Here is a 23,129-nt window from a genome sequence, read left to right as displayed (position 1 = left end):
TCCAAATCATTTGACGACGGACACTTCGCGTATCTTACAAACGCGGCAGTGCCCGACACCGTAACGGACCCTCGGGCCGTGGCTCTCAGCCGTGTCGCATCTGAAATGGGCAGCAATCGGCTTAGCGGCTCGGAATAGTCTGAAATTCAACGCGCGGCCCCGCCGTCGGGCGGTTCCTATGCGTGATCATGCCGCCCGTTTAACCCGCGCAAGCATAGTGGAACATGCAATTGCAAAAGATCGGCATTGGGCCGCAAGAGCCAGTTGGGCCGATCAGTGCCAAGGAGTTTTGTCCGCACTGCTGACCTTCGACCTCTGTATCAATCTCGCGACCGAAGCGAATGGCCAGTTCGGTAAACCGGACATGCAGCGTAGTCCAACACCATGAATGCACGCAACGGGCCGAAAGCAGAACTAAAACCAGGCTCGAATAGGATAGAACTTGTTACATTTGTGTTGTTAACACAAATGTAACAACTTTCCCCGCCGCCAAGGATGGATTGAAAATCCTCGTGTCGGTGGTTCGATTCCGCCCCCGGGCACCATTTTTCTAGATACTTGCAGATAGTGGCGGCCGCTCGGATTCAAGCTTTGCCTCGTGTTCAGTCTGGTTGATCTTGAAGATCGACACCGCCGCGCGGAGACGTTCCGTTCCGTTTGCCAGTGCGTGGCCGGCGGCCTTGTTTCCTTCAAACACCACCGTGTTTTCGCGTGTAGCCTGGTCCAGGTCTGCGAGCCGGGACGTGACCGATTCAAAATCCTTTGACCGCGAGACGGCGCTTTCGGAAATGGCGCCGATCCGCGAGACGATGTCTTCGACTGCGGCGAGGACGCGATCGTTCGCTTTTCCGGAATCCCGGACGAGGCCCACGCCTTCGCCGACGTGCCTGTCGCTCGCTGCAATCAGATCATTGATTTCACGCGCCGCATCTGAACTGCGCTGAGCGAGCGCCCGCACCTCACTTGCGACAACCGCGAAGCCGCGGCCGCTTTCACCCGCTCTCGCGGCTTCGACACCGGCATTCAGCGCAAGCAGGTTCGTTTGAAATGCGATGTCGTCAATGACACCAACAATATTCTGAATCTGTTGGGAGGACTCCTCTATCGCTCCCATCGCGTGGACCGCTTTCCGGCCCAACTCCGCGCTGTTCTCCACCTCCGCCCGTGACTCATCGGCCTTTGTCTGCGCCGTCCTGGCCTCGTTCGCCGTTTCGCGGATGGCTTCATTCAGCTGGGATATGGTCGCTGCGATGGCAGCAAGACTGCGCGATTGGGCCTCGGTTTTCTGGGACATGTCTTCAGAAGACTTGAGCAGCAAACCGACTTCGGAATTGATCATGTCCGCATTGGATTTGACGGTTCCGATAAGCTCGCGAAGTGCTGCAGTTGCAGCACTGAAGTCTTCTTCCAGATCGGAATAGTTGGCAGAAAACTCGCCTTCCAGCTCGTTTCTGAGGTCGGCATTTCGCAGATCGCGCAGCCCTGTACGCAATGTCGCGACGACGGTCTCCTGCTCTCTGACGAGCTCCGACATCCGGGCCGCGTCCCGGTCGGCTTTGAGCTTGGCCCGAGCGTCGGTTTCGCGCGCATACTCTGCTTCCTCTTCCGCGCGCCGAAGTGCCTCCTCCGCCTGAAGGCGGCTCTGATCGGCTTTCTCTCGTTCCATTTCAGCTTCGACAAGCGCCGCCTCGGCGTCTGCTTTCGCTTGCTCGGCTGCCTTCATGCTGAGGGCCAGTTGGCGGGACTGATCCCTGTCGTGCGCATCCATGCGTTGCCTGATCACGATCGCATAGCACAACGCCGCAGCTTCGAAGATGACGACGACGGCGTGAAACATGGTTCTGGGAAGGTTCTGAGAAAGCTCGGTCGTGGGATATACCAACGCTGGCATGAGCACGGTCAACGTAAGGTGATGGACCGCAATAAGGGCCGTCGCCGCAAGTGTCGCGCGCAAATCCGAAAAGATCATCGTTCCAGCGAGGACGGCGAAGTAGACCATATGCGAGTCGATCTGCCATCCATGGCCTGCCAGAGCCGCGTTCATCACCGCGACCGCTCCGACCCAGGTGATCGCATTCGTCATCGCTGCGAACCTTGGGAGAGCGCGCGTTGCGACCAAGCCGGCCACGGCCCATAGGAGTGTGATTGTCCCCACGGCGACGACATTTGTCCCAGCCCACCAAGAAACGGCGCAGTTCACGGGAATCCATAGAAGGGCGCAAAGGGCGACCAAGCTGGAAACGCGTCGGTCAACCATTTCGTTGTTGAGGAACGTTGGTGTCATGAGTTTGTCCTGCACAATGCCGCAATGAGGGCGCCGTCGATGACGGCCCAAGCACCTTGCTGTCGAAGTCTTGCAGAGAACCCGCGATCATCTGACGAAGCAAAGACGCCAAACATGGCTCGCCTGGGTCCGATGATTTCGCCGCCTTGCTCGGCAACGATTGCTTCCGCGTCCTCGCCCCAGTTCGAGATCACGAGCACGGGACCCTCAGATCGACCGGGCGCGGAGGCCACGACCACGAAGGGGCCAAGCAAGATGCCCCCGAAGGCGAAGGTCAAGAAAGCAATGACGGCCAGAGTCTGTGTCAATGAAGCGGCGTTCATGCCGCTTCATGTCATTCAGGCGTTCCCAAATGTTTAATGATCGAGGCGCCTCGTGCGATCTTTCAGGTCCGCATGATCGGAACAAAAGGGTCCCCGACGCGGAACATGCCGCGTCGGGGCTCACTCAAAGAACGAAGTCGTCCGTGTCGAACCTGTAGTCTGCGGCGAGGATAGTCAGGTCTGCCGCGCCGTCGCCGTCGGTATCGCCCAGCAAACGGTCGCCAGACTGCCAAAGACTCCCGGCCCCGGCGCTGCCGGCCGCCTGTCCCAACCAGACGAACGCCTGATCGTCGGACTGCGTCGTATCCGCATCGATCCGGTTGAGATCGATCACGTCGCCCGCAGCGAAATCGGTGATCGTGTCGATCCCCCACGCGCCGCTTTCTTGCGCACGGTAGAAAAGGAAAGTGTCGGCGCCGCTGCGTCCGGTCAGGGTGTCAGCCCCGCCGCCGCCGAACAAACGGTCGTTGCCGCTGCCTGCATCGATCTCGTCGTTGCCGGACCCCCCGAAAATGGCGTCATCGCCATCGCGCGCAAAGACCCGGTCGTCGCCTTCGTTGCCGCGGACAATGTTCGATGCGTCATTGCCAAGGATGAGATCGTCTCCGCCGCTGCCTGTCGCAGCAATCGGCGCCGTTCCGACGAGTTCGAGCTTTTCCAAGCCGTCGCTCATGGTGAAGTCTACCGTGGTGTAAGCGGTGTCCCAGCCGCCGTCGGCGTGGACAATGGTGTTTTCCTCGGTGATTTCGAACGTGTCCTTGCCGTCGGTCCCGGTCAGGATCGGGCCAGAGGGTGTCGGATCGGGCTCGGTCGGGTCCGGCTCCGGTTCCGGCTGAGGAGCGGGCTCGGCAGGTTCGGGATCGGGCTCTGGTGTCGGCTCCGGCTCGGGTGCAGGGGTGGTCTCGGTCGTCTCGACATAGCCGTCGTCCGTCAGTGTGAGCTGAGCATCGTCGAAAACCAGCGTCTCGACGTTCCACAGCCGATCCCGGCCCCATGTCTCGGTCAAATCCTTGACCTGCCAGGACCCATCGTCTTCACCCATGAACTTGTAGGAGGCAAGCACACCGTCGAAGATCGCAGTGTCATGGCCACCGCCGCCATAGATAAGGTCGTTCCCTTCGCCGCCGCGGAAGGTGTCGTCGCCCCCTTGTCCGCGCAGCGTGTCATTGGCCCCGGCACCGTCCAGGTAGGCCCCGGCATCATAGGCGGTCACATCATCCTTGAGGCGGGTGCCGATGACATAGCCGAAGGTCGCGGTGTTCGCGCCTTCTTCGGTCGGCGCGCCGTAGCGGCGACCTTCGGTGTTGAAAAAAATGGTGGGCGCGATGATGTCGGATTCGGCATCGCGCACGGACCGGTCGACCGTTACGACGTTGTCGTGGTCACGCCCGCCGTGGAAGTTGATGTCCCGGTCGGTTTCCAGAACGTGAACCTCGTTCCCGACGGCCGACCGCCACGAGGCGAAAAGCACGCTGTGGCGCATATCCATGTCGCTGTGGTTCAGGAACGAGCTGTCATAGACGTCACGAATTTGAATGGCATAGCCGTTGCCGCCCGCACCCTTGTTATGTGCGCCGGTGAAGGTCGTATGATCGGTGGATATTTCTCGCGAAAGCGCCACGTTCAGCCCCAGCGATGGCACGTCATACGATTTGATGTCATGAATAACCGCTCCGGTGGTGCCTTCGACTTCGATGACCGCGTTTCGGTTATAGTTTGAAAGCGTGTTCGAAAAGTCGGACGGGTCAGCCGGGCCGAGACCATAGTCGATCGTGAACCCGCCCAGGGCAATGTTGTCCAGAAGGTCAATCTCCTGAATGGTCGTTTCACCACGGTCAAAGTCGAAATGAACTCCGCCGGTAAAGGTCAGGGTGTTGCCATCGACCTCGGCGATCTCGACGATAGAGGTGCGCAACGGCGCGTCCTTTCGCCACAAGGTGTCTCCGATGTCTTCGAAAAAGGCATCGGTATTCTCGGCGAAAAGATAGACGTGGTCGCCGACCTCGAAGGAATGCGGGCCGTCCAGAGTAATCCGGGGGTCGCCTTCGTTGACCGAGGACTTGAGCGTCATGTCCCCCTCGCGTGTGCCGCCATCGATCTCGAATGCCGCTTCGCCGAGTGTGCCGGGCACATGGATGGTCACATCTTCCGAGCCGACGCCCTGGATGGCGATGTCGCTGCGGTCCACGACGATGGTGCGATCGAAATGATAGTCACCAGCGCCGAGTGTGATCGTTGCGCCCGGTGCCGCCGACTCGATCAGCGATTGCAACTCGGACGCGCTGATCGACGGATCGACGACGATGTCGCCTTCAGCGGGAAGCGCCGGTATTTGACCTTCTGAATTGTCATCCACAGGTGCTTCTTCTGCGGGGGGCGCTTCCGCAACGGGCGTCTCGTCGGTCGTCGCGTCGGGAAGCGTGACCGAGATAACCTCGAACGACGCCACATCGGCATCAGCCACGAAGCCACCGTCCGCGCGTGCACCGGGAGCAAGGTCGTCTACGGTCACCCGGAACACGTCCGGCCCGATTTGTTCGAAGCTGGCATCGCCCCAGATTTTCGAGATGTCGCCATCCAGGCGAATGTCGATCGAGACAGGGCCTGCGACGGGCGAAGAGTTGAGAATTTCGTAGTCAGCTTTGAACCCACCGGTCCATTGGCTAACGAGGTTCACGTCAGTCATTCCATGCTTCCATAGAGAGGTTCCGACCGGTCGAATATGAACCCGAAAGGGGTCGTGTGCCGGACGATCATTTCAAGCGGTGAGCGCCACGATCAAAACCAAACCGCCCATTTCTGGACCACACATTCAAACGCTCGGCTTGGTGTTTAAAAAAATGGTGAATGGTTTTCAATAATCATGAAATTCTCGGCATGAAATCGCGCAGCGCGTGTTTGTTTTCCCACAGGGGAGGATTACTGAGCGAAATATGTAAGCAGTAACTCGCAGTATTAAATGCGCGTTTAATCACGAATTAATATTCCCTACCGGCACCATCCCGATCGCGGCTCCGGATGCGAACCTGACCGATGATCGTTGTGACCTGTTGGTGGAGAGCCTGTTCACCGCTATGAAGAAGCTGGGGATGCGCTTGCGCGGAGCGTCTTTCAGGGACCGCAGACCAAAGCAACAAGCAGTCCTCACATGCAATCGTTCACAAATGCCCGACCCTGCCCGCATCTGCGTTGACAACCGGGTGTGCATCACCTTCGGTAGGGAGCGGAAAGAACAGTGGGTGGAGCCGGGTGACAAAGACTTTCGACAAAGTGGCGGCCATCATCGTGGAGTGGTCTGATGTGGAGATCGACTCTATCGGACCGGACAGCCACCTCGTCGAAGATCTTAAGCTGGATTCCGTCGACCTGTTCGACGTGGTCTTCGCCCTTGAACGCGAGTTCGATATCGAGCTTCCCATCGAAGAATGGGGCGAGGAGCGTGAAGGGCAGGAGCCGATCCAGGCCCCGGAACTTTTCATGAAGAATTTCTGCGAGAGAATCGACAATCTGGTCGCGCAGAAAAGCGCCGCCTGAGTGAAACGCACGGGCCGGCTCGCAACTTGTTATGTGAGGCGTGGATGAGCCGATCTGTCGTCATCACGGGCGTTGGGCTGGTGTCGGCCTGCGGCACGACAGCGGACGGGCATTTGGCGTCAATCGACGGTGCCCCCACGAAGCCGGATCGGGACGTCTTCACGCCCCATTCCGTGTTCCGCGCGGCGCCCGTCGATTTCGCGGAAACCATCTCGAGCAAGAGCGACCGCCGACAGATGGAGCCGTGGCAGCTCCTCGGCGTGACGGCGGCTGGGTTCGCGCTCGAATCTGCCGGGTTGGCTGAACGCGATACGCGCGAACACCTGTATCTGAACGTGGCCGCCAATGGCGGTGCGCGCGAGGTGGATGTGGATATGGAGGTGCTTGCGGACCTGCATGGCACGGCCGATCCCGAAGGCGCGCTCGTTGGCGCTCTGTCACGCAAGCTGCGGCCTTCGTTCCTGCTTGGGCAGCTATCCAACATGCTTGCCGGCAATATCGCCATCGTCCTTGGCGTTGGCGGCGGCGCGCGGACCTTCATGGGTGACGAGATGGCCGGGATCGAAGCGGTGGCCGACGCGGTCGCCCGGATTGCCTCGGGCCAGTCGGAGCGGGTGCTCGTTGGCGGCGTGCAGGACGCGGAGCGGTCCGATCTGTTCTTGTCTCTCGCGCTCGGCGGGCTGTTGTCGGAAGGGGAAGTGCCTCCGGTCCTTGATCCGGCGCGCACGGGGCAAACGCCGGGCAGCATCGCAGCCTTTCTGGTCCTGGAGTCCGGTGAGGCAGCGCAGGCGCGCAAGGCAGAGGCGATCGCTCAGCTCTCGCCGGTGACATCGGCTTTCGGGCCGGGGGCTGTCCCGGCGTGCGTGCAAGGCCTGCCGTCGGGGGACGTGTCCGCCATCTTGTCTGCCGTGTCGGGTGTGCAGCCGGAAACGTTGCAGGTGTCCGAGGCGTTGCAGCAGGCGTGGCCCGATGCGCATATGATCGCGACCAGCGATCTTGCCGGCCACGGCGGTGAAGCGGCATTCCCCTTTGCGATCGCCTTGTCGGCCCTCATGGTGCAGACCAAGCGCGCCGAGCGCGCCGTGTCGGTCGGCGTGTATTCAGACGGAGCAGCGACGGCAATGCTTGAGGCCGCCCGATGACGAGCGCGCCGTCCATCGCTGTGACCGGACTCGGTATCGTCTCGTCGCTCGGACGTGGTGCTTCCGCGAACTGGGACGCGCTGCACGACGGTCGGTCAGGGGCCGCGTCCGTCACGCGGTTTCCGACCGAGGGCCTCGCCACGCAGTTTGCGGCAACGGTGGACGACATCGTGGACCCGACGTTGCGTCCGACGGAGCGCACGACCGCGCTGGCCATTCTCGCGATGGACGAGGCGTTGGAGCAAGCCGGACACGACACCACCGATCCCTTCCCCGGAAAGCTCGTCGTCGGCATTCCGCCGATCCAGATGGAGTGGTCAGACCGGATTGCCCTCGACCGTTTGGTGCCAGAGGGGGCGGGTGACTATGCCGACCTTATCCGCGTGGCGCGCGATCCCGGCCAAAGGGCGCTCCGCGACACGGTGCGGTTTGACGGCACGACACGAGCGCTCGCCGAACGCCTGCGCCCGTCAGGTCGCCCCGTGACGATTACGACGGCCTGTTCCTCCGGTGCGACGGCCATCCAGATGGGGGTGGAGGCGATCCGGCGCGGCGAGGTCGACCGCGCGCTCGTACTCGGGGCGGATGCGTCGGTCAGCCCCGAGATGCTCCTGCGGTTCGGTCTGCTCGCAGCCCTGTCGCGGCGCAACGACAGCCCCGAGACCGCGTCGCGACCCTTCGACAAGACCCGCGACGGGTTCGTACCGGGGGAAGGGGCAGGGGCGCTCGTCCTCGAGCGGGCAGAGGTCGCGCATGCGCGCGGGGCGCGGGTCCTGGGCTATGTCAGGGGCATCGGAGAACGGTTGGACGCCTACCACCGTATCCGCCAACGCCCCGATGCCGGACCGGTGGGCGTGGCGATGGGGGCCGCCATTCTGGATGCGGGGCTCGCGCCGGAGGATATCAGCTACGTCAACGCCCATGGCACCGCGACAGGCGAGAACGATCGCGTGGAATGCCTCGGCATTCGCAACGTCTTCGGCGAAAGCGCCGAAAATCTGCCGGTCTCTTCGCTCAAGTCCATGACCGGTCATACGCTGAGTGCGGCTGCTGCAATCGAGGCGGCGGCCTCTCTTTTGATGCTGGCCGAGCAGACGCTTCTGCCTACGATCAACTACACCACGCCGGACCCGGACATACTTCTGGACGTCGTTCCGAACGCGGCGCGGGCGGCACCCGTCACGCATATACTGAGCAATTCCTTCGGGTTCGGCGGGCAGAATGTCTGCCTCGTCCTGTCGGCGGAACCATGAACGCTCAAACTGGTCCGGCGCGGATCACACAGGGCACACAGAAATCGAGGGCGAAATGCCAGCTTATCTGAACGAGATTGGAACGGCGGTTCCGGTGCATGACGTGCATGCGCCCTATCTCGAAATCGCGCCATACTTCCTGCCGTCCGAGACCGAGCGGCGCAGCTTCGCCAAGATGGCAAAGCGGGCGGGGATCACGCACCGGTATTCGACGCTGGAACCGGCCGACCCGTCCCGCTGGACCGACAGGTACGACGCCGAAGGCTTCTATCGTCCGGGCGCCTTCCCGACGACGGGCGAGCGGATGAAGCGTTATTCGCGGGAAGCGCCGCTTCTGGTGGATCGCGCGCTTGCAGACCTCGCCAAACGGGCTGGGGGCGGCTGGGCCGAAGGGTTGACGCACCTCGTCATCTGCACCTGCACCGGGTTCGCCGCGCCGGGGCTGGATCATCACCTGGTCAACGCGCATGGCATCCCGTCGACGGTCGAGCGCACGCTGATCGGTTTCATGGGCTGCAACGCTGCCATCAATGGGTACAAGACCGCGCGGCATATCGTGATTTCGGACCCGTCCGCCAAGGTGCTTGTCCTCAACGTCGAGCTCTGCGGACTACATTTTCAGGAGAACGCGCCGCTTCAGACTGCGCTGATGTTCATGCTCTTTGCCGATGGCGCGGCGGCGGCCCTTGTCAGCGCTGAGCCGACCGGCTTCGAACTGGAAGCGTTCCGCTCGGATATGCTGCCGGACAGCCGGGACCATATCACATGGGACATCGGCGACGACGGGTTCGACATGTGGCTTTCCGGCCGGGTGCCGCGCACGATCTTCAAGAACCTGCCGGGGCATTTCGAGACGCTGGCCGCCGCCGCAGGTCGCGACATCGACCTCTGGGCGATCCATCCGGGCGGGCGCACGATCATCGATGCGGTCGAGGCGAGCTTGTCTCTGACGCCGGCCGATGTGGCCTGCTCGCGGGGCGTGCTCAACGATTTCGGCAACATGTCCTCAGCCACGCTGCCTTTTGTGCTCCAGCGCATGCTGTCGCAGCCGCGCGCGGGCCGCACCGGCGTTGCCATCGGGTTTGGGCCGGGGGTGAGCGTCGAGAGCATGGTGTTCTCGGAGGCGGCGCAATGAAGGATGGCGCTTTCGTCTTGCCGGGGCGCATCCACGAAGAAGAGTTGATGGATATTGAGGATGTGCCCGAGGCCGAGCTCGCCCGTTGCCTGCGTGACCTCGCCCGCGTCAACGTCATCAGCGCAGGCTATAGGCCGACCTTGCACTGGCTCGACCAAGCGACCATCGGGCGCGACCGGGTGTCCATCGTCGACATCGGCTGCGGCTACGGTGACATGCTGCGGCGTGTGGAACGCTGGGGCAAGGCGCGCGGGATCGAGACTGACCTTTTGGGCATTGACCTGAACCCCAAGACCATACGCATCGCGCAGGCCGCGACGGACCCGGCGTCGACGATCCGCTGGGAGGCCGTAAACCTCTTCGACATACCCGAAGACCATCGCCCCGACATCGTCATCAGCTCGCTTTTCGCGCACCACCTCGGCGACGAGGAACTCGTCGGTTTCGTGCGTTGGCTCGATCGCAACTGCCGGGTCGGATGGTTCATCAACGATCTGCACCGGCACTGGATTTCGGCCTGGGGCCTCACGCTCATCTTCGCGTTTTGGCCGGTCCACCGGTTCGTGCGCAACGATGGTCCCGTCTCGGTGCGCCGCGCCTTCATCCGCGAGGATTTGCGGAGGGTCGCGGAGGCCGCGGGCGTGCCGGAACGGACTCTCACGCTCAGATGGTGGTTTCCGTTCCGTTTTGGCTTCGGCCGGATCACCGAAAGGGGATAGCCATCGCCGGGATCGTCGTCATCGGAGGAGGTCTGGCGGGGGCCGCGACGGCGACGCACCTCGCGCAAGCCGGCCGCGCCGTCGTACTGTTGGAGCGGGACCGGACGCCAACCAGCAAGGTTTGCGGGGAATTCCTCGGACCGATGGCCTGCCGCGAACTTGCCGGGCTTGGCATCGACCTTACTGCCCTGGGCGCGCAAGCCATCGGGCAGATGCGATTGTTTGCAGGTCGCCGCAGCGCCGATGCCCGACTGCCTTTTCAGGCAAGCGGCTTGTCCCGAACGATCCTGGACGAAAAACTGCGGGGGGTCGCGGCCGAGACTGGCGTGGACGTGCGACTGGGCGTTCGTGCCACTGAAATCGCGCGGCGGAACGTGACGCTCAATGGTGGAGGCCACATCGCGGCAGATGATGTGGTCGTCGCGACTGGAAAGCACGAGGTGCGCGGCGTGGTGCGGCGGTCGGTCGCGAACCAGAAGGACGCCAAGATCGGGATCAAGGAACACCTGCGTCTTGCGCCGGAGCCTTTCGCCGAGATGGGAAAGGCGGTCGAATTGCATTTCTTTCCCGGCGGCTATGCCGGCCTCATGCCGGTCGCGGACGGCGTCGCCAACCTGAGCATCGCGATGGAGACCGAAGTCTGGCGCCGCGAAGGTTTGACGCCGGCCACCTATCTTGACTGGTTGCGTACATCTGTAGGGTCGCTCTCAGAGCGGCTTGCCGGTGCGGATCGTGTCTTTGACCGTCCCTTGATGGTGAGTGGCGTGCCCTACGGCTTCCGCCTGTGGAACGCGCCGTCGGATGCGCCGGGTCTCTGGCGCGTCGGGGATCAGGCCATCGTGACGCCGTCATTGACCGGTGAAGGTATGTCGCTGGCCCTCGGCACGGCGCGGTGTCTTGCGGAGTGCCTTATCGAGGGTGCACCTCAAAGTACTTATCGCGACCGGCTCCGGCGCAGGTATGGACGCCAGATCGCGGTCGCCCGCGCGTTCGAAGTGATGCTGGAGCGGCAGGCACTCCGGATGCCCCTTCTGACCGCGCTGGCAATGTTTCCCGGCGCCCTCAGAACCGGCGCAACGTGGTCGCGTGGTGGCTAGCGCGATATTTTTTGCGAGTTGAGAGGAGTGTTCAGGGTCCAGGGCGTGAAACGGCGTCTGGCCGGATTGCTGTAGTGCCTTTGGGCCCGTCCGAAACGACCCAATACCCAGCCGCGCGCAGCTCACGCCGCATGGCGCCCAGCCGGGCCGGGCGTGACCGCCAACCTTGAATCTGGAACAGCGCAGGCGCCGAGAATGTGCCTGCGTCGATGGCGGCGAGACAGGCGGATACGATCTCGGAATCCTCGCCTTGTGTCGCAAGCGCGACGACCACTGGCGATGGGATGCCCGACGCCTCGACGAGTTCGGCCCAAGGCAGGGCAGGGCGCGTCGTTCGCACCATCGCAGCGGCGCGGGACGGGAGCAGGTATTGGAGGAGGTCCCGGGCCGTCGGTCGATCGAGGCGGTCTTCGGGCGGCACTTCGCTGCGCGGGCGATGAACCGCGACCCCGCCCGCGGTTTGCGCAAAGCCAGCCTCGACCAACCGGATGCCAGCGCGCCCAGCGAGCATTTCACGCATCCGCTTGACGGCGGGCCAGTCGGTCACACAGATCGCGCCCTCAACGCCGTTTCGCAAGAGGAGTCCGTCGATCACATCAATCGGCGCACCTATCTGGAGCACCCGCAGAGGCTTGGCATTTCCGGCGACATGCTCCAGCGCCTCCTGCCTCAGGTCGCGCGTCTCCGCCTTGGCTTGCCACACATGAGCGGCCCGTAGAGCAGGCCGCAATGCCGCGTCCGGGAAGCTCGACGCGACGAACCCGGCTGCGGTGACTGAAGGCAGCTTGGTAAACTGGACATGGTATTCGTCGCCCCGACGCATGTAGGTCGCGAACCGCTCATCTGACAGGAGGCGCACCAGATGAGCCTGCTGGTCTGCGGATGCCTCGTTGACATTGTGCGAGTGGATCACCTTCACACCCATCCCCGCGCCCTTGGACTGATGCGAGAACTCGGCGCGGAAATTGTACTCCGGCGGCAGGATGAGAAACCGGACGTCGGACCGGTAGAGGAGCCGATTGAACGACGGCTGGTCCTGGGTCGAGACTGCAATGGTTTCGCGATAGCTATCTTCCCAGGCGGAAAGGAAGCTCCGGGTCGCGGGATCGGTGAGGTTCAAGCCGATGAAACCTGCATTCAGGCCTGTGAAACATTCGGGAAGGGCCAGATCCCATGTTTCGAGCGGATAACGCCGGAACGGGGTATGGCAGGCGGCAAGACCGAAATCCTCGAGCGCGTCGAAAACCGAGGTCACGTCACCCGCGAAGATCGTATCGGAATCGACATAGATGACCTTATCGTACGGTGCTGTCGTGACGGCGCGGATTTTGCCGATGCGGGTGTGGTCGTCTGGCGCAATTTCGATCCGCTGGATTGCGTCGAACCCTTCTGCCGGCGGGTCCGCCAGCGTCGTCGCGAGCGTGACATGGGCTTCCGGAGTGATCGCGCGCAGAGATGCGACCGACCGTTCGGCCTGCGCAATGAAATGCGGTGTGTCTGCGTAATAGAGAAATCCACGGGTCTTGGTCATGCGAAACGATCCTTTGGGCGATCCCGGCGTTAAACCTGCGGGCCGACGACGGTGCAAGGGGCAAGCGGTTCCGCACGTTGTGCCTGACAGCCCAAACACATCGCGCGAGTGGCTTAATCAAGCTCCTGATTATGGACACTATCCTGACGTGTCCCTCTTGCCGCCCAGGGTTCCTTCGGCGAGGCTGCGCGGGCGCGAACGGGAAAGGTGTATGCGATGGCCGAAGAAGAGATGTCGACCGGAATGATGGGTGCTGAAAGCCTCGTGCGGACCTTGGTGGCGGGCGGGGTCGATACCTGTTTCGCCAATCCGGGCACCTCGGAGATGCATTTCGTCTCGGCGCTCGACAGGGTGCCCGAGATGCGCTGCGTGTTGTGCTTGTTCGAGGGCGTGGCGACCGGCGCGGCGGACGGCTATGCGCGCATGACCGGGCGGCCTGCGGCGACGCTCCTTCACCTCGGTCCGGGTCTCGCCAACGGGTTGTCAAACCTGCACAACGCCAAACGCGCGCAGTCCGCGGTGGTCAATGTGATCGGCGATCACGCAACGGGTCACCGGCAACTCGACGCACCCCTGACTTCCGATATCGAGGGCGCCGCGCGACCCTTCAGCGACTGGGTGCGCACCTCGCCCAACGCCGATGCCGTGGCAACGGACGGGGCGGCGGCCATCGCGGCGGCACGCTCGCTCAATGGTCGCGTCGCGTCACTCATCCTGCCCGCCGACACCGCCTGGACCCCGCTGTCACCGGCGCGCAGCGCCGATACGCGCGACGGGGTCGCGCCTGTCCCGGCTATCACGCCACCCGCCAAGGCCGACCCCGACCGGATCGCGGCCGCCGTCGAGGTGCTGCGCCGCGACGAGGCGACCGTGATCTTTCTCACCGGGGAAGCGGTGCGCGACCCTCTGATCGACGTGGCCGGCCGGATCGCGGCGGCGACCGGGGCTGACCTCATGACCCCGACACAATGCCCCGTGATTTCGCGCGGAGCGGGGCGGCCCGAGGTCACGCGTCTGCCCTATCCGATCGCGCAGGCGGTCGAGGCTCTGTCTGGCTATCGCAACGTTCTCCTGCTCGGTGCCAAGGCGCCCGTCAGCTTCTTCGCTTATCCCGGGCGGCCGGGCGAACTCGTGCCGCCCGGTGTGAATGTCCAGAAGATCTGCGGACCGGAGGACGACATCGCCGATACCCTCACCGCGCTCTGCAATGCGCTGGGCGCGAACGAGGTCGAACCGGCGCGGGCACCACTCGACGTCCCGGCGCAGCCCTCGGGCGAGATCACGCCGGAAAGCCTTGGTCCCGCCATCGCGGCAGCGATACCGGACAATGCCATCGTGATCGACGAAAGCCTGACCTCGGGCCGCAGTTTCATGGGCCCGACGTCCACGGCACGCCCGCATGACTGGGTTCTGGGCACCGGCGGCTCCATTGGCTATGCACTGCCCAATGCCATCGGTGCGGCCATCGCTTGCCCGGACCGCAAGGTGATCTGCCTCGAGAGTGACGGGAGCGGGATGTACATGCCACAGGCGCTTTGGACGATGGCGCGTGAGAAGCTTCCGATCCTCATCGTGATTTTCGCCAATCGGAAATACCAGATCCTGCGGGCGGAGATGACCAACGTCGGCGCTCAGATCGGGCCGTCGGCCGCCTCGCTCCTCGATATCGACCAACCGACCATCGACTGGACCGGGCTTGCCCGTAGCCTCTCGGTCGAAGCGGAGCAGGTGACGGACCTCGATGCGCTCAACCGGGCGCTGGCGCATGGGGTCGCTCTGGACGCGCCTTACTTGGTGGAAGTCGTGCTCTGAGATCAGCCGATCAGCGTGCGCAGATAGATCAGGGCGGCGAAAGCGGCTATCACCATGAGGTAGCCTGCCAGCACCACGGCCCCGTCGCGTGCCAGGATGCCAAAGGCGAAGACGGCGATCGGCAGGCCCATGATCGGTGCCGCGATGGGCAAAGCCCCGAGGACCAGCATCGACGCGCCGGAGGCCATGAGCAACAATGCAATGATGGTCAGAGAAACGCGGCTGCCTGACAGGTACTCCATGCGAACGTGCAGGTGCCGGCGCAGCCAGTGAAGGGCCGGACGCACCCGTTGCGCTGCGTGGCAGATCCTGTCTGCGGGCAATTCACGGTCGCGCATGAAGCGGGGCAGGGCGATCTTGCGGTTGCCGAGCAGCATGTGAAACCCGATCACGGCCACGAGCGTGCCGAGGACGCCGCCCACACCGGGGATCATGCCGACAGGCAGGATCAGGAAAATCGCAGCGATCATGAGCAACGGCGCATGGCCCTGCGCGCCGATCGTGCGCACGAGTTGATCGACCGTCACGCATTCCTTGTCTTGCGCCAGCCGCTCGAGCCGCTCAGCGAGTTCCGGCATCGCCTGCGGTCCGGGTCCCGACATGGACGGGTCCGCGCCGGCGGGTATGTAATCTGTCGGTCGCATCCGGCGCTTGCCGGAGGAGTGCGTCACGCTGTCCGTCATGGGGACCTTTCGGGCGGTCGGGAGCGCAAGCGGTACTGCCCGCCTCGCGCGGTTTTCTATGTCCGGTCTCAACGGCGTCTGTGCGCGAAAGTTCCGCTTTTTCCGCAGCCTAGTCGCGCCTCGCCAGCGCGCCTCGCAGGGCGAGAGCTTCAAGGACGGCGCGGGGGTTGCGTGGGCGGTCGAGGTCCATTCGGGCCAGCGCTGCGGTGTCCGCGCCGGATTTGACGAGGCCAGCGAGGATCAGGCCTGCCATTGCGCCAGGGCTGCCCTGGGCCTGTGACAGCCGCTCCAGGGCCGGGAGGATGCGCCGTTCGGTCGCGTCGAAATCCGTGCCGAAGGGGAAGGTCGGCAGGTCGAAGGGGGCGAGCCAGCGCTCGACCCGGTCGGGCAGGTTCACGCGCCAGCCCGCCGGGATCTCGAAATCGCGCGCGATCTTGCCCGCCCGCTTTGCGTCCTCCAGCAGCGCGTCCTGAAACCGGCTGTCGGTGATGCGCAGCATCCGGGCCACAACGTCCTCGTCGCGCTGTCCGCGCAGGTCGGCGATCCCGTATTCGGTCACGATGATGTCGCGATACTGGCGCGGCACTGTTTCGTGCGGATGATCCCAGACGATGTTGGACTGGGTGCGCCCGCGCCGGGTCCGCGTGGCCGGCAGCGTGATGATCGAGCGGGCATCGTCGAGCGCGAAGGCCTGTTCGACGAAGTTGAACTGGCCGCCCACGCCACTCACCTCGGACCCCTGCGCGGTGGCGTCACTGACCACGCCGCCCAGAAGCGTGGCCTTCATCGCCGCGTTCACGAACCGAGCGTCCTTGCGCGCGGCCCGTTTTGCGGCTTCGTCGCCGTAGAGCTGATTGGTGAAGGACACCGGCACCATGTGGATCTTCGCGCGGTCCGGTTCCGGAAGATCGCGCAGCCGGGCATAGAAGTCGTGGCAGTCGACAAAGAACCCGGCATGGATCGCGGCGCCCGCCACCTCCCGCCGGATGATCCCGGCCTCGAAGAGCTGAAGGATACCGTCGACCAGCATCTCGGTCACGGCGTAGAGCCCCTCTTCGAACGGGCCGTCCTCGCGCGGGGCCTGGGTGCGGTCCGGCGCGAATGGCGTCGCGTTGTGGATCTCGCCCGTGCGCCCGTTTTGGCGGGCGATGAGCGCGTGGGCAACCGCATCCCCGATGGCGCCGATCCCGATCTGGATCGTGCCGCCGTCACGGATCAGGCGCGACGCGTGGAGGCCGATAGCGTGTTCGACCGCGCCCACCGGGCGTTTAACGACCGAGAAGAGGTCGAAATCCGCGCCGTCATACAGCAGGTCCACGTCTTCGCGCGGCACCCGCGCCTCGGGGTTGGTAAAGGCCGGGAGGTTCCGATTCACCTCGCCCGCGACCAGCAGGTCGAGGGTTCCCTCGGCGCGGTCGCGCAGAAGATCGGTCGAAATGTCGGTATTGCACGACAGCGACAGCGTGCCATCCGCATCCTCACCGAACAGTTGCAAGATGACGTTGGGCTTCCAGTCGCGCAGCACGTCATAGGCGTGGGTGTAGTTCGCGGCGATATAGCGGCGCTGCATCTGCGGCACACCCAGCCAGCGGCCGGCGAGGAGGAAGAACTCGGACACCTCGATATTGTCCGGCAACGTGCCCGCGCGCATCATCCGGGCATAGTCCAGCGCGGGGTAGTCGCCGAACAGCCGGGTCGCGGCAGGGGCGAGAAACCGGGCCGCCATGCCTTCGGTCATGTCGGGCGCTTCGAGAGTCAGCGCGGTGAGGATCGTCAAACGCGTTTCCGGACGCGCGGCCACCGCGCGGGTGAGCGCGTTGACCAGAGTGACGGGCTTGCCGAGCCCCAAAGGGAGCGCGAGCCGGATGTCGCCCCCTGTCCGCGCGATGATCTCGGCGGCGATGGCATCGGGGTCCGACGGGCTGTCAGCCAAAATCGGACCACCCCGCATCCGGTTGGAACCGAGGGCCGTGCGTGTCTGCGAGCGAGGACAGCACCTTGGGCACGTCGCCGCGCGTGCGCGCGTAGGTCAGCGGACCGCCCCGGAAGGGCGCCCAGCCGGTGCCGAAGATCACCGCGCCGTCGATCGTATCGGCATCCGGCGCGACGCCGTTGCGCAGACATTCCACGGCGGCGTCGCACATCGGCAGGATCAGCCGGTCGGCGATTTCCGTGTCGGCCTCGCCGGTCTCCGGCGGCTCGTCGCTGTCGTAGTCGTAAAGACCCTTGCCGGCCTTCTTGCCGGTCTCGCCCTTGTCGACCTTCTCGGCCAGCCAGTCGGGAGTGTCCGCCACCGGGCGGTCGAGGTCGCGCCGCATGGATTTCGCTACTTCGAGGCAGATGTCGAGACCCACCTGATCGGCGAGCGTCACCGGACCCATCGGCATCCCGAAGGCCAGCGCGGCACGGTCGATTTCCTCCTTCGACTTGCCCTCGTCCAAGAGCGCCATCGCCTCCATCAGGTAGGGGGCGAGGACGCGGTTCACGAGGAAGCCGGGATAGTCAGTCACACGGGCAGGCAGCCGGTCTATGCCCGCCACGAAGGCTGCGAGACGGTCCAGCACCTTCTTGTCCGCCCTGTCATGCGAGACGACCTCGACCAGCGGCATTTGCGAGACGGGGTTGAAAAAGTGCAAGCCTGCGAAGCGTGTCGGGGCAGAAACGCCGTCGACAAGGTCGGAAAGTTTCAGGCTCGACGTATTGCTGGCAAGGATCGCGCCGGGCTTCAACTTGCCTTTCAGCCCCGCGTAGATCTTTTCCTTCAACTCCGGTTTCTCCGGCACCGCCTCAATAACGAGGTCCGCGCGGGACCGGCCCAGACCCGACGGGTCGGGCATCATCCGGTCGAGCGCATCGCGCGCGTCGATCCCGCTCAGGTGCTTTTTCTGGTAGATCTTGGAGGCTCGCTTCACGGCGGCTCCGAGCGGCTCCAGCGCGACGTCTTCCAGCGTTACGCGCTTGCCCTGCATCGCGCTCCACGCGGCGATCTCGGCACCCATCGCGCCTGCGCCGATGACATGCACATGGTCGATGCCGTCATCGCCCTTGCCGCCTTCCTTAAGCTTGCGGCGCAGGAAAAAGACGCGGATCAGATTGCGGGCCGTCTCGGTTTCCAGAAGGCGGGCGAAGGAGGCGATCTCGCCCTTCTGCATCGCGTTCCGGTCACCGCCGTGATCGGCCCAGAGGTCGATCAGCGCGTGCGGGGCGGGGTAGTCCGCCTTGGGCGCCTGTTTCTCGGTCTCGCTGCGCATCCGGCTCGCCGCAATGGACCGCGCGACGCCGGTGCGCATGGCACCTGCGCGCAGGTTCGTGTCCCGGTCCACCTTGCCCCGCGCGGCGGCCTCGACCGCCGCATCGACGTGGCGATCCGGCACGAGGTCATCGACGATACCCAGTTTCTTTGCCTTCCGGTCATGGGCGGATTTGCCGGTCAGCATCATCTGCATCGCCTCGACGGGGTCGATCAGCGCGGGCAGGCGGAAGGTGCCGCCGAGCCCGGGATGCAGACCCAGCTGAACCTCGGGAAATCCGGTCTTCACGCCCTCGATCCCGATGCGGTAGTCGCAGGCCAGCGCGAGTTCGAAACCGCCGCCGAGCGTCGCGCCGTGGATCACGGCCACTGTCGTCATCGGCAGGGCTTCGAGGCGGTCGAGCACCCGGTGGCCCTCGGTCAGCATTTCCTCCGCGGCTTCACGTTCCAGCCCGGAAAACCCGTCGATGTCGGCCCCTGCCGCGAAACCGCCGGGCTTGGCGGACCGCAGGACGAGCGTTTTCGGCTGCACTGCCTCGACATGCGCCACCAGCGCGTCGAGTTCACGCAGAACGGCCTCGGAGATCACGTTGGTGCCCGTATCCTTCAGATCGAGCCAGAGGGTGAGCGTGTCGCCCGCCTTCTCCAGCCGCCAGTTCTCGGCCTCGGGGGGCGTGGCGGCGTCCTCGGCCGGGTCGTCGGGAATGATGGTGTCCAGTACGTCGGTCATGCGGCCTCCAGAAGCATTGCGCCGCCCAGCCCGCCACCAATGCATTCGGTGGCGATCCCGCGGCGATGGTTGCCTGCCTTCATGGCGTTGGCGAGGTGCAGGACGATGCGGTTCCCGCTCGTGCCGACCGGATGGCCGAGGCTGATCGCCCCGCCGTCGACATTGAGCCGTGCGCGGTCGATCCGCCCGAAGGCTTCGTCATAGCCCAGCACGTCGCGGCAGAAGTCGTCGTCCTGCCACGCGGCGAGGCAGGACAACACCTGTGCGGCGAAGGCTTCGTTGAGTTCCCACAGGTCGATGTCGTCGACCGACAGCCCGTGGCGCTGGGCAAGGGGCGTGGCGGACAACACGGGGCCCAGCCCCATGATCGACGGGTCGAGCGCGGCCCATTCGCTGTCCTTGATCTCGGCGATGGGCTCCAGCCCATGCGCCTCGACGGCGGTTTCCGAAGCGAGGATGAGCCATGAGGCGCCATCGGTGATCTGGCTCGAATTGCCGGGGGTCACCTTGCCGTAGGGTTTCTCGAAGGCCGGGCTCAGCTTGGCGAGCTTCTCGATCGAACTGTCGGGGCGCACCCCGTCATCGCTGCCATGCGCACCGCCGTCACGGTCGAAGGCCGGCACCACTTCGCCGTCCAGCGTGCCTGCCTCCTGCGCGGCGGCAAGGCGTTTGTGGCTCTCGACGGCGTAGGCGTCAGCGGTGGCCCGGTCGATGCCGAAGCGGTGGGCGAGCACCTCGGCAGTCTGGCCCATGTTGAGCGTGGTGATAGGATCGGTCAGGCCCCTCTCCAGCCCAACGACGGGGGAGAAGAAGTCGGGCCGGATCTCGGTCAGCTTCTGCGCCTTGTCGAGCGGGCTCTTGGCCTGCGCCATGCCGCCGAACCATTCCGTCGCGGACTGGCGCAGGACGAGCGGGGCGTGGCTCAACGCCTCGGTGCCACCGGCGAGGATCATTTCGTGCGACCCCTCGCGGATGTAGCGATATGCGGTGTCGATGCTCTGCATCCCGGAGCCGCAGTTGATCTGGACGGTGAAGGCAACTTGCTCTTCTCCCATCCCGAGCCGCAGCGCAGCGACCCGCGCCGGGTTCATTTCGTCCGAGATGACGTTGACGCAGCCTAGGATCACGAGATCGAACGCGCTGCGTTCAAAGGGCTGCCGTGTGAGGAGCGGACGACCCGCCTGTACGGCGAGGTCCACGGGGGTGAAGGGTCCGGGTTTGCCACGCGCACGCAGGAAAGGTGTGCGCGCGCCATCGACGATATAGACGGGTCTGCTCATTCTGCGGCCTCCCGCGGCGTATCGAAGTCGTTCTCCGGATTGTGCCGCATATCTGGGAAGAAGGTTTCCAGCTCTGCGGGGGTGTATTCATCCACCGCGACGGTCTTTTGCACCGCCTTCTGGGCTTCTTCGAGTTGCTTGAACTCGGCATCGGAGAGGATGCCGGCTTCGAGCGCCTGCGCGGGGGTCTTCTTGACCTCGCGCAGCCGCTTCTCGATCGGTGCGACCTCCAGCACGCGGGCATATGCCTCTTCAAGGATGCCCAGGCCGCTGTCCGGCTTGGCCGGGTGCAGAAGGCCGACGAGACGGTCGCGTGCCTCGGACGGGTGATAGGCGATCATGGCCGCTGCTTCCGTCAGGTTGTGGGACGGGGCGTTCCGATGCGCGGCGGGGCGCAGGACCGGGCGCAGGAGCCAGCGCACCCAAGCGGCGGGGAAATTCTCGATCACCTCGTCCAGCGCCTTGCCGATCCGGGCGAAGGACGTGTCGGCGGAGAACCTGACTAGCGGCAGATCCGCCTCTTGGCGGCCTTCGTCCTCCCACCGCTTCAGCGTTGCGGCGACGAGATACATCTCCGACAGGGCATCGCCGAGGCGGGCCGAAATCATCTCGCGCCGCTTGAGGTCGCCGCCGAGGCTGAGGAAGGCCATGTCGGCAGTGACGGCAAAAGCTGCCGACCAACGCGACAAGCGGGAATAGATGGGGACTGCGGCGCCCGCGTCTTTGGGCACACCACCGCGGCCTGTCCAGGCAGACCCCCATGCCTTGAAGAAGGTCTTCATGGAGTGGCTGACGTGCTTCCAGAAGTGCTCGTCAAAGTCGGTGAGCGCTTTGTCCTGATCGGGTTCCTGAAGCGCGCGCATCTCGTCCAGAATATGCGGATGCGCCCGGATCGCGCCCTGGCCGAAGATGATGAGGTTGCGCGTCACGATGTTCGCGCCTTCCACCGTGATCCCGATGGGCACGGCGCGGTATATCGGCTGGAGGTAGTTCAACGGCCCGTCGATCACGGCCTTGCCGGAATGGACGTCCATCGCGTCGTCCACCGCTTCCCGCATGCGGGTGGTGGCGTGGTATTTCATGATTGCCGAGATGACGGCGAGGTTGTGCCCCTGATCGAGGGTCGCGGTCGTGAGCCTGCGTCCCGCGTCGATGGTGTAGGCATTCGCCGCGATCCGCGCGAGCGGCTCCTGCACGCCACCGAACAGGCCGATGGGCATGCCGAACTGTTTGCGCACCCGCGCGTAGGCTCCGGTCGAATGGGCCGCGACAGAGGCCGCCGCAGCCGACAGGGAGGGCAGCGAAATGCCCCGACCGGCCGACAGCGCGCTCATCAGCATCATCCAGCCTTTGCCAGCGTAATCGGGCCCGCCGATGATGTTCTCGAGCGGGATGAAAACGTCCTCGCCGGTGGTCGGGCCGTTCATGAACATGGTGCCGGAAGGCAGGTGGCGCCGCCCGGTCTCCACCCCCTGCAGATCGGTGGGCACGAGGGCGCAGGTGATGCCGAGGTCGCTCTCGCCGCCAAGATGCCCGTCCGGGTCGCGCAGTTGGAAGGCGAGGCCCAGAACCGTGCAGACCGGCGCGAGGGTGATATAGCGTTTGGCCCAGTTGAGCCGGATTCCCAGAACCTCTTTGCCGTTCCACTCGCCCTTGCAGATCACGCCGTTGTCCACCATTGCGGAGGCATCCGACCCCGCTTCTTCACTGGTGAGACCGAAGGCGGGAAGCTCCTCGCCCTTGGCAAGTCGCGGCAGCCAATGTGCCTGCTGGTCGTCTGTGCCAAACTGGAGGATCAGTTCGCCGGGTCCGAGCGAGTTGGGCACCATGACGGTCACGGCCCCGGCGAGGGAATGGGCCGAGATGTAGCGCACCACTTCGGAATGGGCGTAGGCCGAAAAGCCCAGCCCGCCATGTTCCTTGGGGATGATCATGCCGAAGAACCCCTTGGCGCGCAGGAAGTCCCACGCCTCGCGGGGCAGGTCGCCGGTCATCTTGTCGATTTCCCAGCTGTCCAGCATGTCGCAGAACTCGCGGACCGGCCCGTCCATGAAGGCCTGTTCCTCATCCGTCAGCTTTGGCGCGGGGACGCCGCGCAGCATCGACCAATCCGGGTTGCCGGAAAACAGTTCGGCTTCGAAATGGACATCGCCGGACTCCACCGCTTCGGCTTCGGTGCTCGACAGGGTCGGCAGCGCACCCTTGGCCCACTTGAAAATCGGCTTGGTCAGGTAGTTCTTGCGAAATGACATGGATCGCCCTCCTGACCGGTCAACGCCGGGTGCGGTCGGGTGTTCCTTCACGGGCGGGTGTATCGGCCGCAGCGCTCGGTGCGCCGCTCGCATGTTTCGGGCAA

Annotated in this window: 16 protein-coding genes; 7 read left to right on the top strand and 9 right to left on the bottom strand. The window is 64.3% G+C overall.

Translation table 11 applies throughout. The features are described 5' to 3' along the window. Window positions 1–550 precede the first annotated feature (550 nt). The 3 genes from B2585_RS19750 to B2585_RS19740 all read right to left on the bottom strand — a co-directional run bounded on the left by B2585_RS19750 (window position 551) and on the right by B2585_RS19740 (window position 5,293). Window positions 551–2,083 carry a methyl-accepting chemotaxis protein gene (locus B2585_RS19750; protein WP_292025653.1) on the bottom strand — a complete coding sequence of 511 codons (1,533 nt, stop codon included), beginning with the start codon at window positions 2,081–2,083 and terminating at the stop codon, window positions 551–553. Window positions 2,084–2,280: 197 nt separating this feature from the next. Continuing rightward, complete coding sequence (locus B2585_RS19745) at window positions 2,281–2,607, bottom strand: hypothetical protein (RefSeq protein WP_292025652.1); 327 nt, start codon at window positions 2,605–2,607, stop codon at window positions 2,281–2,283. A 124-nt stretch (window positions 2,608–2,731) separates the two neighbouring features. Beyond that, window positions 2,732–5,293: a calcium-binding protein gene (locus B2585_RS19740; RefSeq protein WP_292025651.1), complete on the bottom strand. Its 2,562-nt coding sequence runs from the start codon at window positions 5,291–5,293 to the stop codon at window positions 2,732–2,734. A 563-nt stretch (window positions 5,294–5,856) separates the two neighbouring features. Here B2585_RS19740 and B2585_RS19735 point away from each other — a divergent pair. From B2585_RS19735 to B2585_RS19710, 6 genes are read left to right on the top strand one after another with little or no spacing between them, the layout of a single operon-like run. Next, window positions 5,857–6,141: an acyl carrier protein gene (locus B2585_RS19735; protein ID WP_292025650.1), complete on the top strand. Its 285-nt coding sequence runs from the start codon at window positions 5,857–5,859 to the stop codon at window positions 6,139–6,141. Between the two features lie 44 nt (window positions 6,142–6,185). Beyond that, complete coding sequence (locus B2585_RS19730; RefSeq protein ID WP_292025649.1) at window positions 6,186–7,283, top strand: beta-ketoacyl synthase N-terminal-like domain-containing protein; 1,098 nt, start codon at window positions 6,186–6,188, stop codon at window positions 7,281–7,283. After that, window positions 7,280–8,536, top strand: a complete 1,257-nt coding sequence (locus tag B2585_RS19725; RefSeq protein WP_292025648.1) for a beta-ketoacyl synthase N-terminal-like domain-containing protein — start codon at window positions 7,280–7,282, stop codon at window positions 8,534–8,536. Before B2585_RS19730 ends, B2585_RS19725 begins: the two co-directional genes overlap by 4 nt. 55 nt (window positions 8,537–8,591) lie before the next feature. Then, window positions 8,592–9,671: a type III polyketide synthase gene (locus B2585_RS19720; RefSeq protein ID WP_292025647.1), complete on the top strand. Its 1,080-nt coding sequence runs from the start codon at window positions 8,592–8,594 to the stop codon at window positions 9,669–9,671. Next, entirely contained in the window at window positions 9,668–10,390 is a 723-nt protein-coding gene (locus tag B2585_RS19715; protein ID WP_292025646.1) for a methyltransferase domain-containing protein, read from the top strand. Before B2585_RS19720 ends, B2585_RS19715 begins: the two co-directional genes overlap by 4 nt. Then, window positions 10,339–11,487 (top strand): NAD(P)/FAD-dependent oxidoreductase, encoded by a 1,149-nt coding sequence (locus tag B2585_RS19710; protein ID WP_339717007.1) that lies wholly within the window; start codon window positions 10,339–10,341, stop codon window positions 11,485–11,487. Before B2585_RS19715 ends, B2585_RS19710 begins: the two co-directional genes overlap by 52 nt. Window positions 11,488–11,518: 31 nt before the next feature. Here B2585_RS19710 and B2585_RS19705 read toward each other — a convergent pair whose 3' ends face one another. Further along, window positions 11,519–13,018 carry a glycosyltransferase gene (locus B2585_RS19705; protein ID WP_292025644.1) on the bottom strand — a complete coding sequence of 500 codons (1,500 nt, stop codon included), beginning with the start codon at window positions 13,016–13,018 and terminating at the stop codon, window positions 11,519–11,521. Between the two features lie 216 nt (window positions 13,019–13,234). On the opposite strand from B2585_RS19705, the gene B2585_RS19700 reads away from it, so the two are divergent. Beyond that, window positions 13,235–14,830, top strand: coding sequence for an acetolactate synthase large subunit (locus tag B2585_RS19700; RefSeq protein ID WP_292025643.1), 1,596 nt, complete (start codon window positions 13,235–13,237; stop codon window positions 14,828–14,830). A gap of 2 nt (window positions 14,831–14,832) precedes the next feature. On the opposite strand, the gene B2585_RS19695 is transcribed toward B2585_RS19700, so the two are convergent. From B2585_RS19695 to B2585_RS19675, 5 genes are all read right to left on the bottom strand, one after another. Next, window positions 14,833–15,513, bottom strand: coding sequence for an exopolysaccharide biosynthesis protein (locus tag B2585_RS19695; RefSeq protein WP_292025642.1), 681 nt, complete (start codon window positions 15,511–15,513; stop codon window positions 14,833–14,835). Window positions 15,514–15,622: 109 nt separating this feature from the next. After that, window positions 15,623–17,446: an acetyl-CoA hydrolase/transferase C-terminal domain-containing protein gene (locus tag B2585_RS19690; RefSeq protein ID WP_292025641.1), complete on the bottom strand. Its 1,824-nt coding sequence runs from the start codon at window positions 17,444–17,446 to the stop codon at window positions 15,623–15,625. Beyond that, window positions 17,439–19,493 (bottom strand): 3-hydroxyacyl-CoA dehydrogenase NAD-binding domain-containing protein, encoded by a 2,055-nt coding sequence (locus B2585_RS19685; RefSeq protein ID WP_292025640.1) that lies wholly within the window; start codon window positions 19,491–19,493, stop codon window positions 17,439–17,441. Before B2585_RS19685 ends, B2585_RS19690 begins: the two co-directional genes overlap by 8 nt. Next, window positions 19,490–20,773: an acetyl-CoA C-acetyltransferase gene (locus B2585_RS19680; protein ID WP_292025639.1), complete on the bottom strand. Its 1,284-nt coding sequence runs from the start codon at window positions 20,771–20,773 to the stop codon at window positions 19,490–19,492. The genes B2585_RS19685 and B2585_RS19680 overlap by 4 nt, the downstream gene beginning before the upstream one ends. Further along, window positions 20,770–23,025 carry an acyl-CoA dehydrogenase gene (locus tag B2585_RS19675; RefSeq protein WP_292025638.1) on the bottom strand — a complete coding sequence of 752 codons (2,256 nt, stop codon included), beginning with the start codon at window positions 23,023–23,025 and terminating at the stop codon, window positions 20,770–20,772. Before B2585_RS19675 ends, B2585_RS19680 begins: the two co-directional genes overlap by 4 nt. Window positions 23,026–23,129: the final 104 nt, after the last annotated feature.

The sequence above is a fragment of the Maritimibacter sp. UBA3975 genome, assembly GCF_002384975.1.
Taxonomy (GTDB): domain Bacteria; phylum Pseudomonadota; class Alphaproteobacteria; order Rhodobacterales; family Rhodobacteraceae; genus Maritimibacter.
Note: the sequence above shows the minus strand (reverse complement) of the source record. Positions and strands in the feature narration are given on the sequence as shown.

What these genes read in the sequence shown, in the direction of transcription:
- B2585_RS19745 (WP_292025652.1), bottom strand. Translation starts at nt 2,607, where the DNA reads ATGAACGCCGCTTCATTGACACAGACTCTGGCCGTCATTGCTTTCTTG.
- B2585_RS19710 (WP_339717007.1), top strand. Translation starts at nt 10,339, where the DNA reads ATGGTGGTTTCCGTTCCGTTTTGGCTTCGGCCGGATCACCGAAAGGGG.
- B2585_RS19750 (WP_292025653.1), bottom strand. Translation starts at nt 2,083, where the DNA reads ATGACGAATGCGATCACCTGGGTCGGAGCGGTCGCGGTGATGAACGCG.
- B2585_RS19725 (WP_292025648.1), top strand. Translation starts at nt 7,280, where the DNA reads ATGACGAGCGCGCCGTCCATCGCTGTGACCGGACTCGGTATCGTCTCG.
- B2585_RS19730 (WP_292025649.1), top strand. Translation starts at nt 6,186, where the DNA reads ATGAGCCGATCTGTCGTCATCACGGGCGTTGGGCTGGTGTCGGCCTGC.
- B2585_RS19720 (WP_292025647.1), top strand. Translation starts at nt 8,592, where the DNA reads ATGCCAGCTTATCTGAACGAGATTGGAACGGCGGTTCCGGTGCATGAC.
- B2585_RS19675 (WP_292025638.1), bottom strand. Translation starts at nt 23,025, where the DNA reads ATGTCATTTCGCAAGAACTACCTGACCAAGCCGATTTTCAAGTGGGCC.
- B2585_RS19685 (WP_292025640.1), bottom strand. Translation starts at nt 19,493, where the DNA reads ATGACCGACGTACTGGACACCATCATTCCCGACGACCCGGCCGAGGAC.
- B2585_RS19680 (WP_292025639.1), bottom strand. Translation starts at nt 20,773, where the DNA reads ATGAGCAGACCCGTCTATATCGTCGATGGCGCGCGCACACCTTTCCTG.
- B2585_RS19695 (WP_292025642.1), bottom strand. Translation starts at nt 15,513, where the DNA reads ATGACGGACAGCGTGACGCACTCCTCCGGCAAGCGCCGGATGCGACCG.
- B2585_RS19700 (WP_292025643.1), top strand. Translation starts at nt 13,235, where the DNA reads ATGGCCGAAGAAGAGATGTCGACCGGAATGATGGGTGCTGAAAGCCTC.
- B2585_RS19705 (WP_292025644.1), bottom strand. Translation starts at nt 13,018, where the DNA reads ATGACCAAGACCCGTGGATTTCTCTATTACGCAGACACACCGCATTTC.
- B2585_RS19740 (WP_292025651.1), bottom strand. Translation starts at nt 5,293, where the DNA reads ATGACTGACGTGAACCTCGTTAGCCAATGGACCGGTGGGTTCAAAGCT.
- B2585_RS19715 (WP_292025646.1), top strand. Translation starts at nt 9,668, where the DNA reads ATGAAGGATGGCGCTTTCGTCTTGCCGGGGCGCATCCACGAAGAAGAG.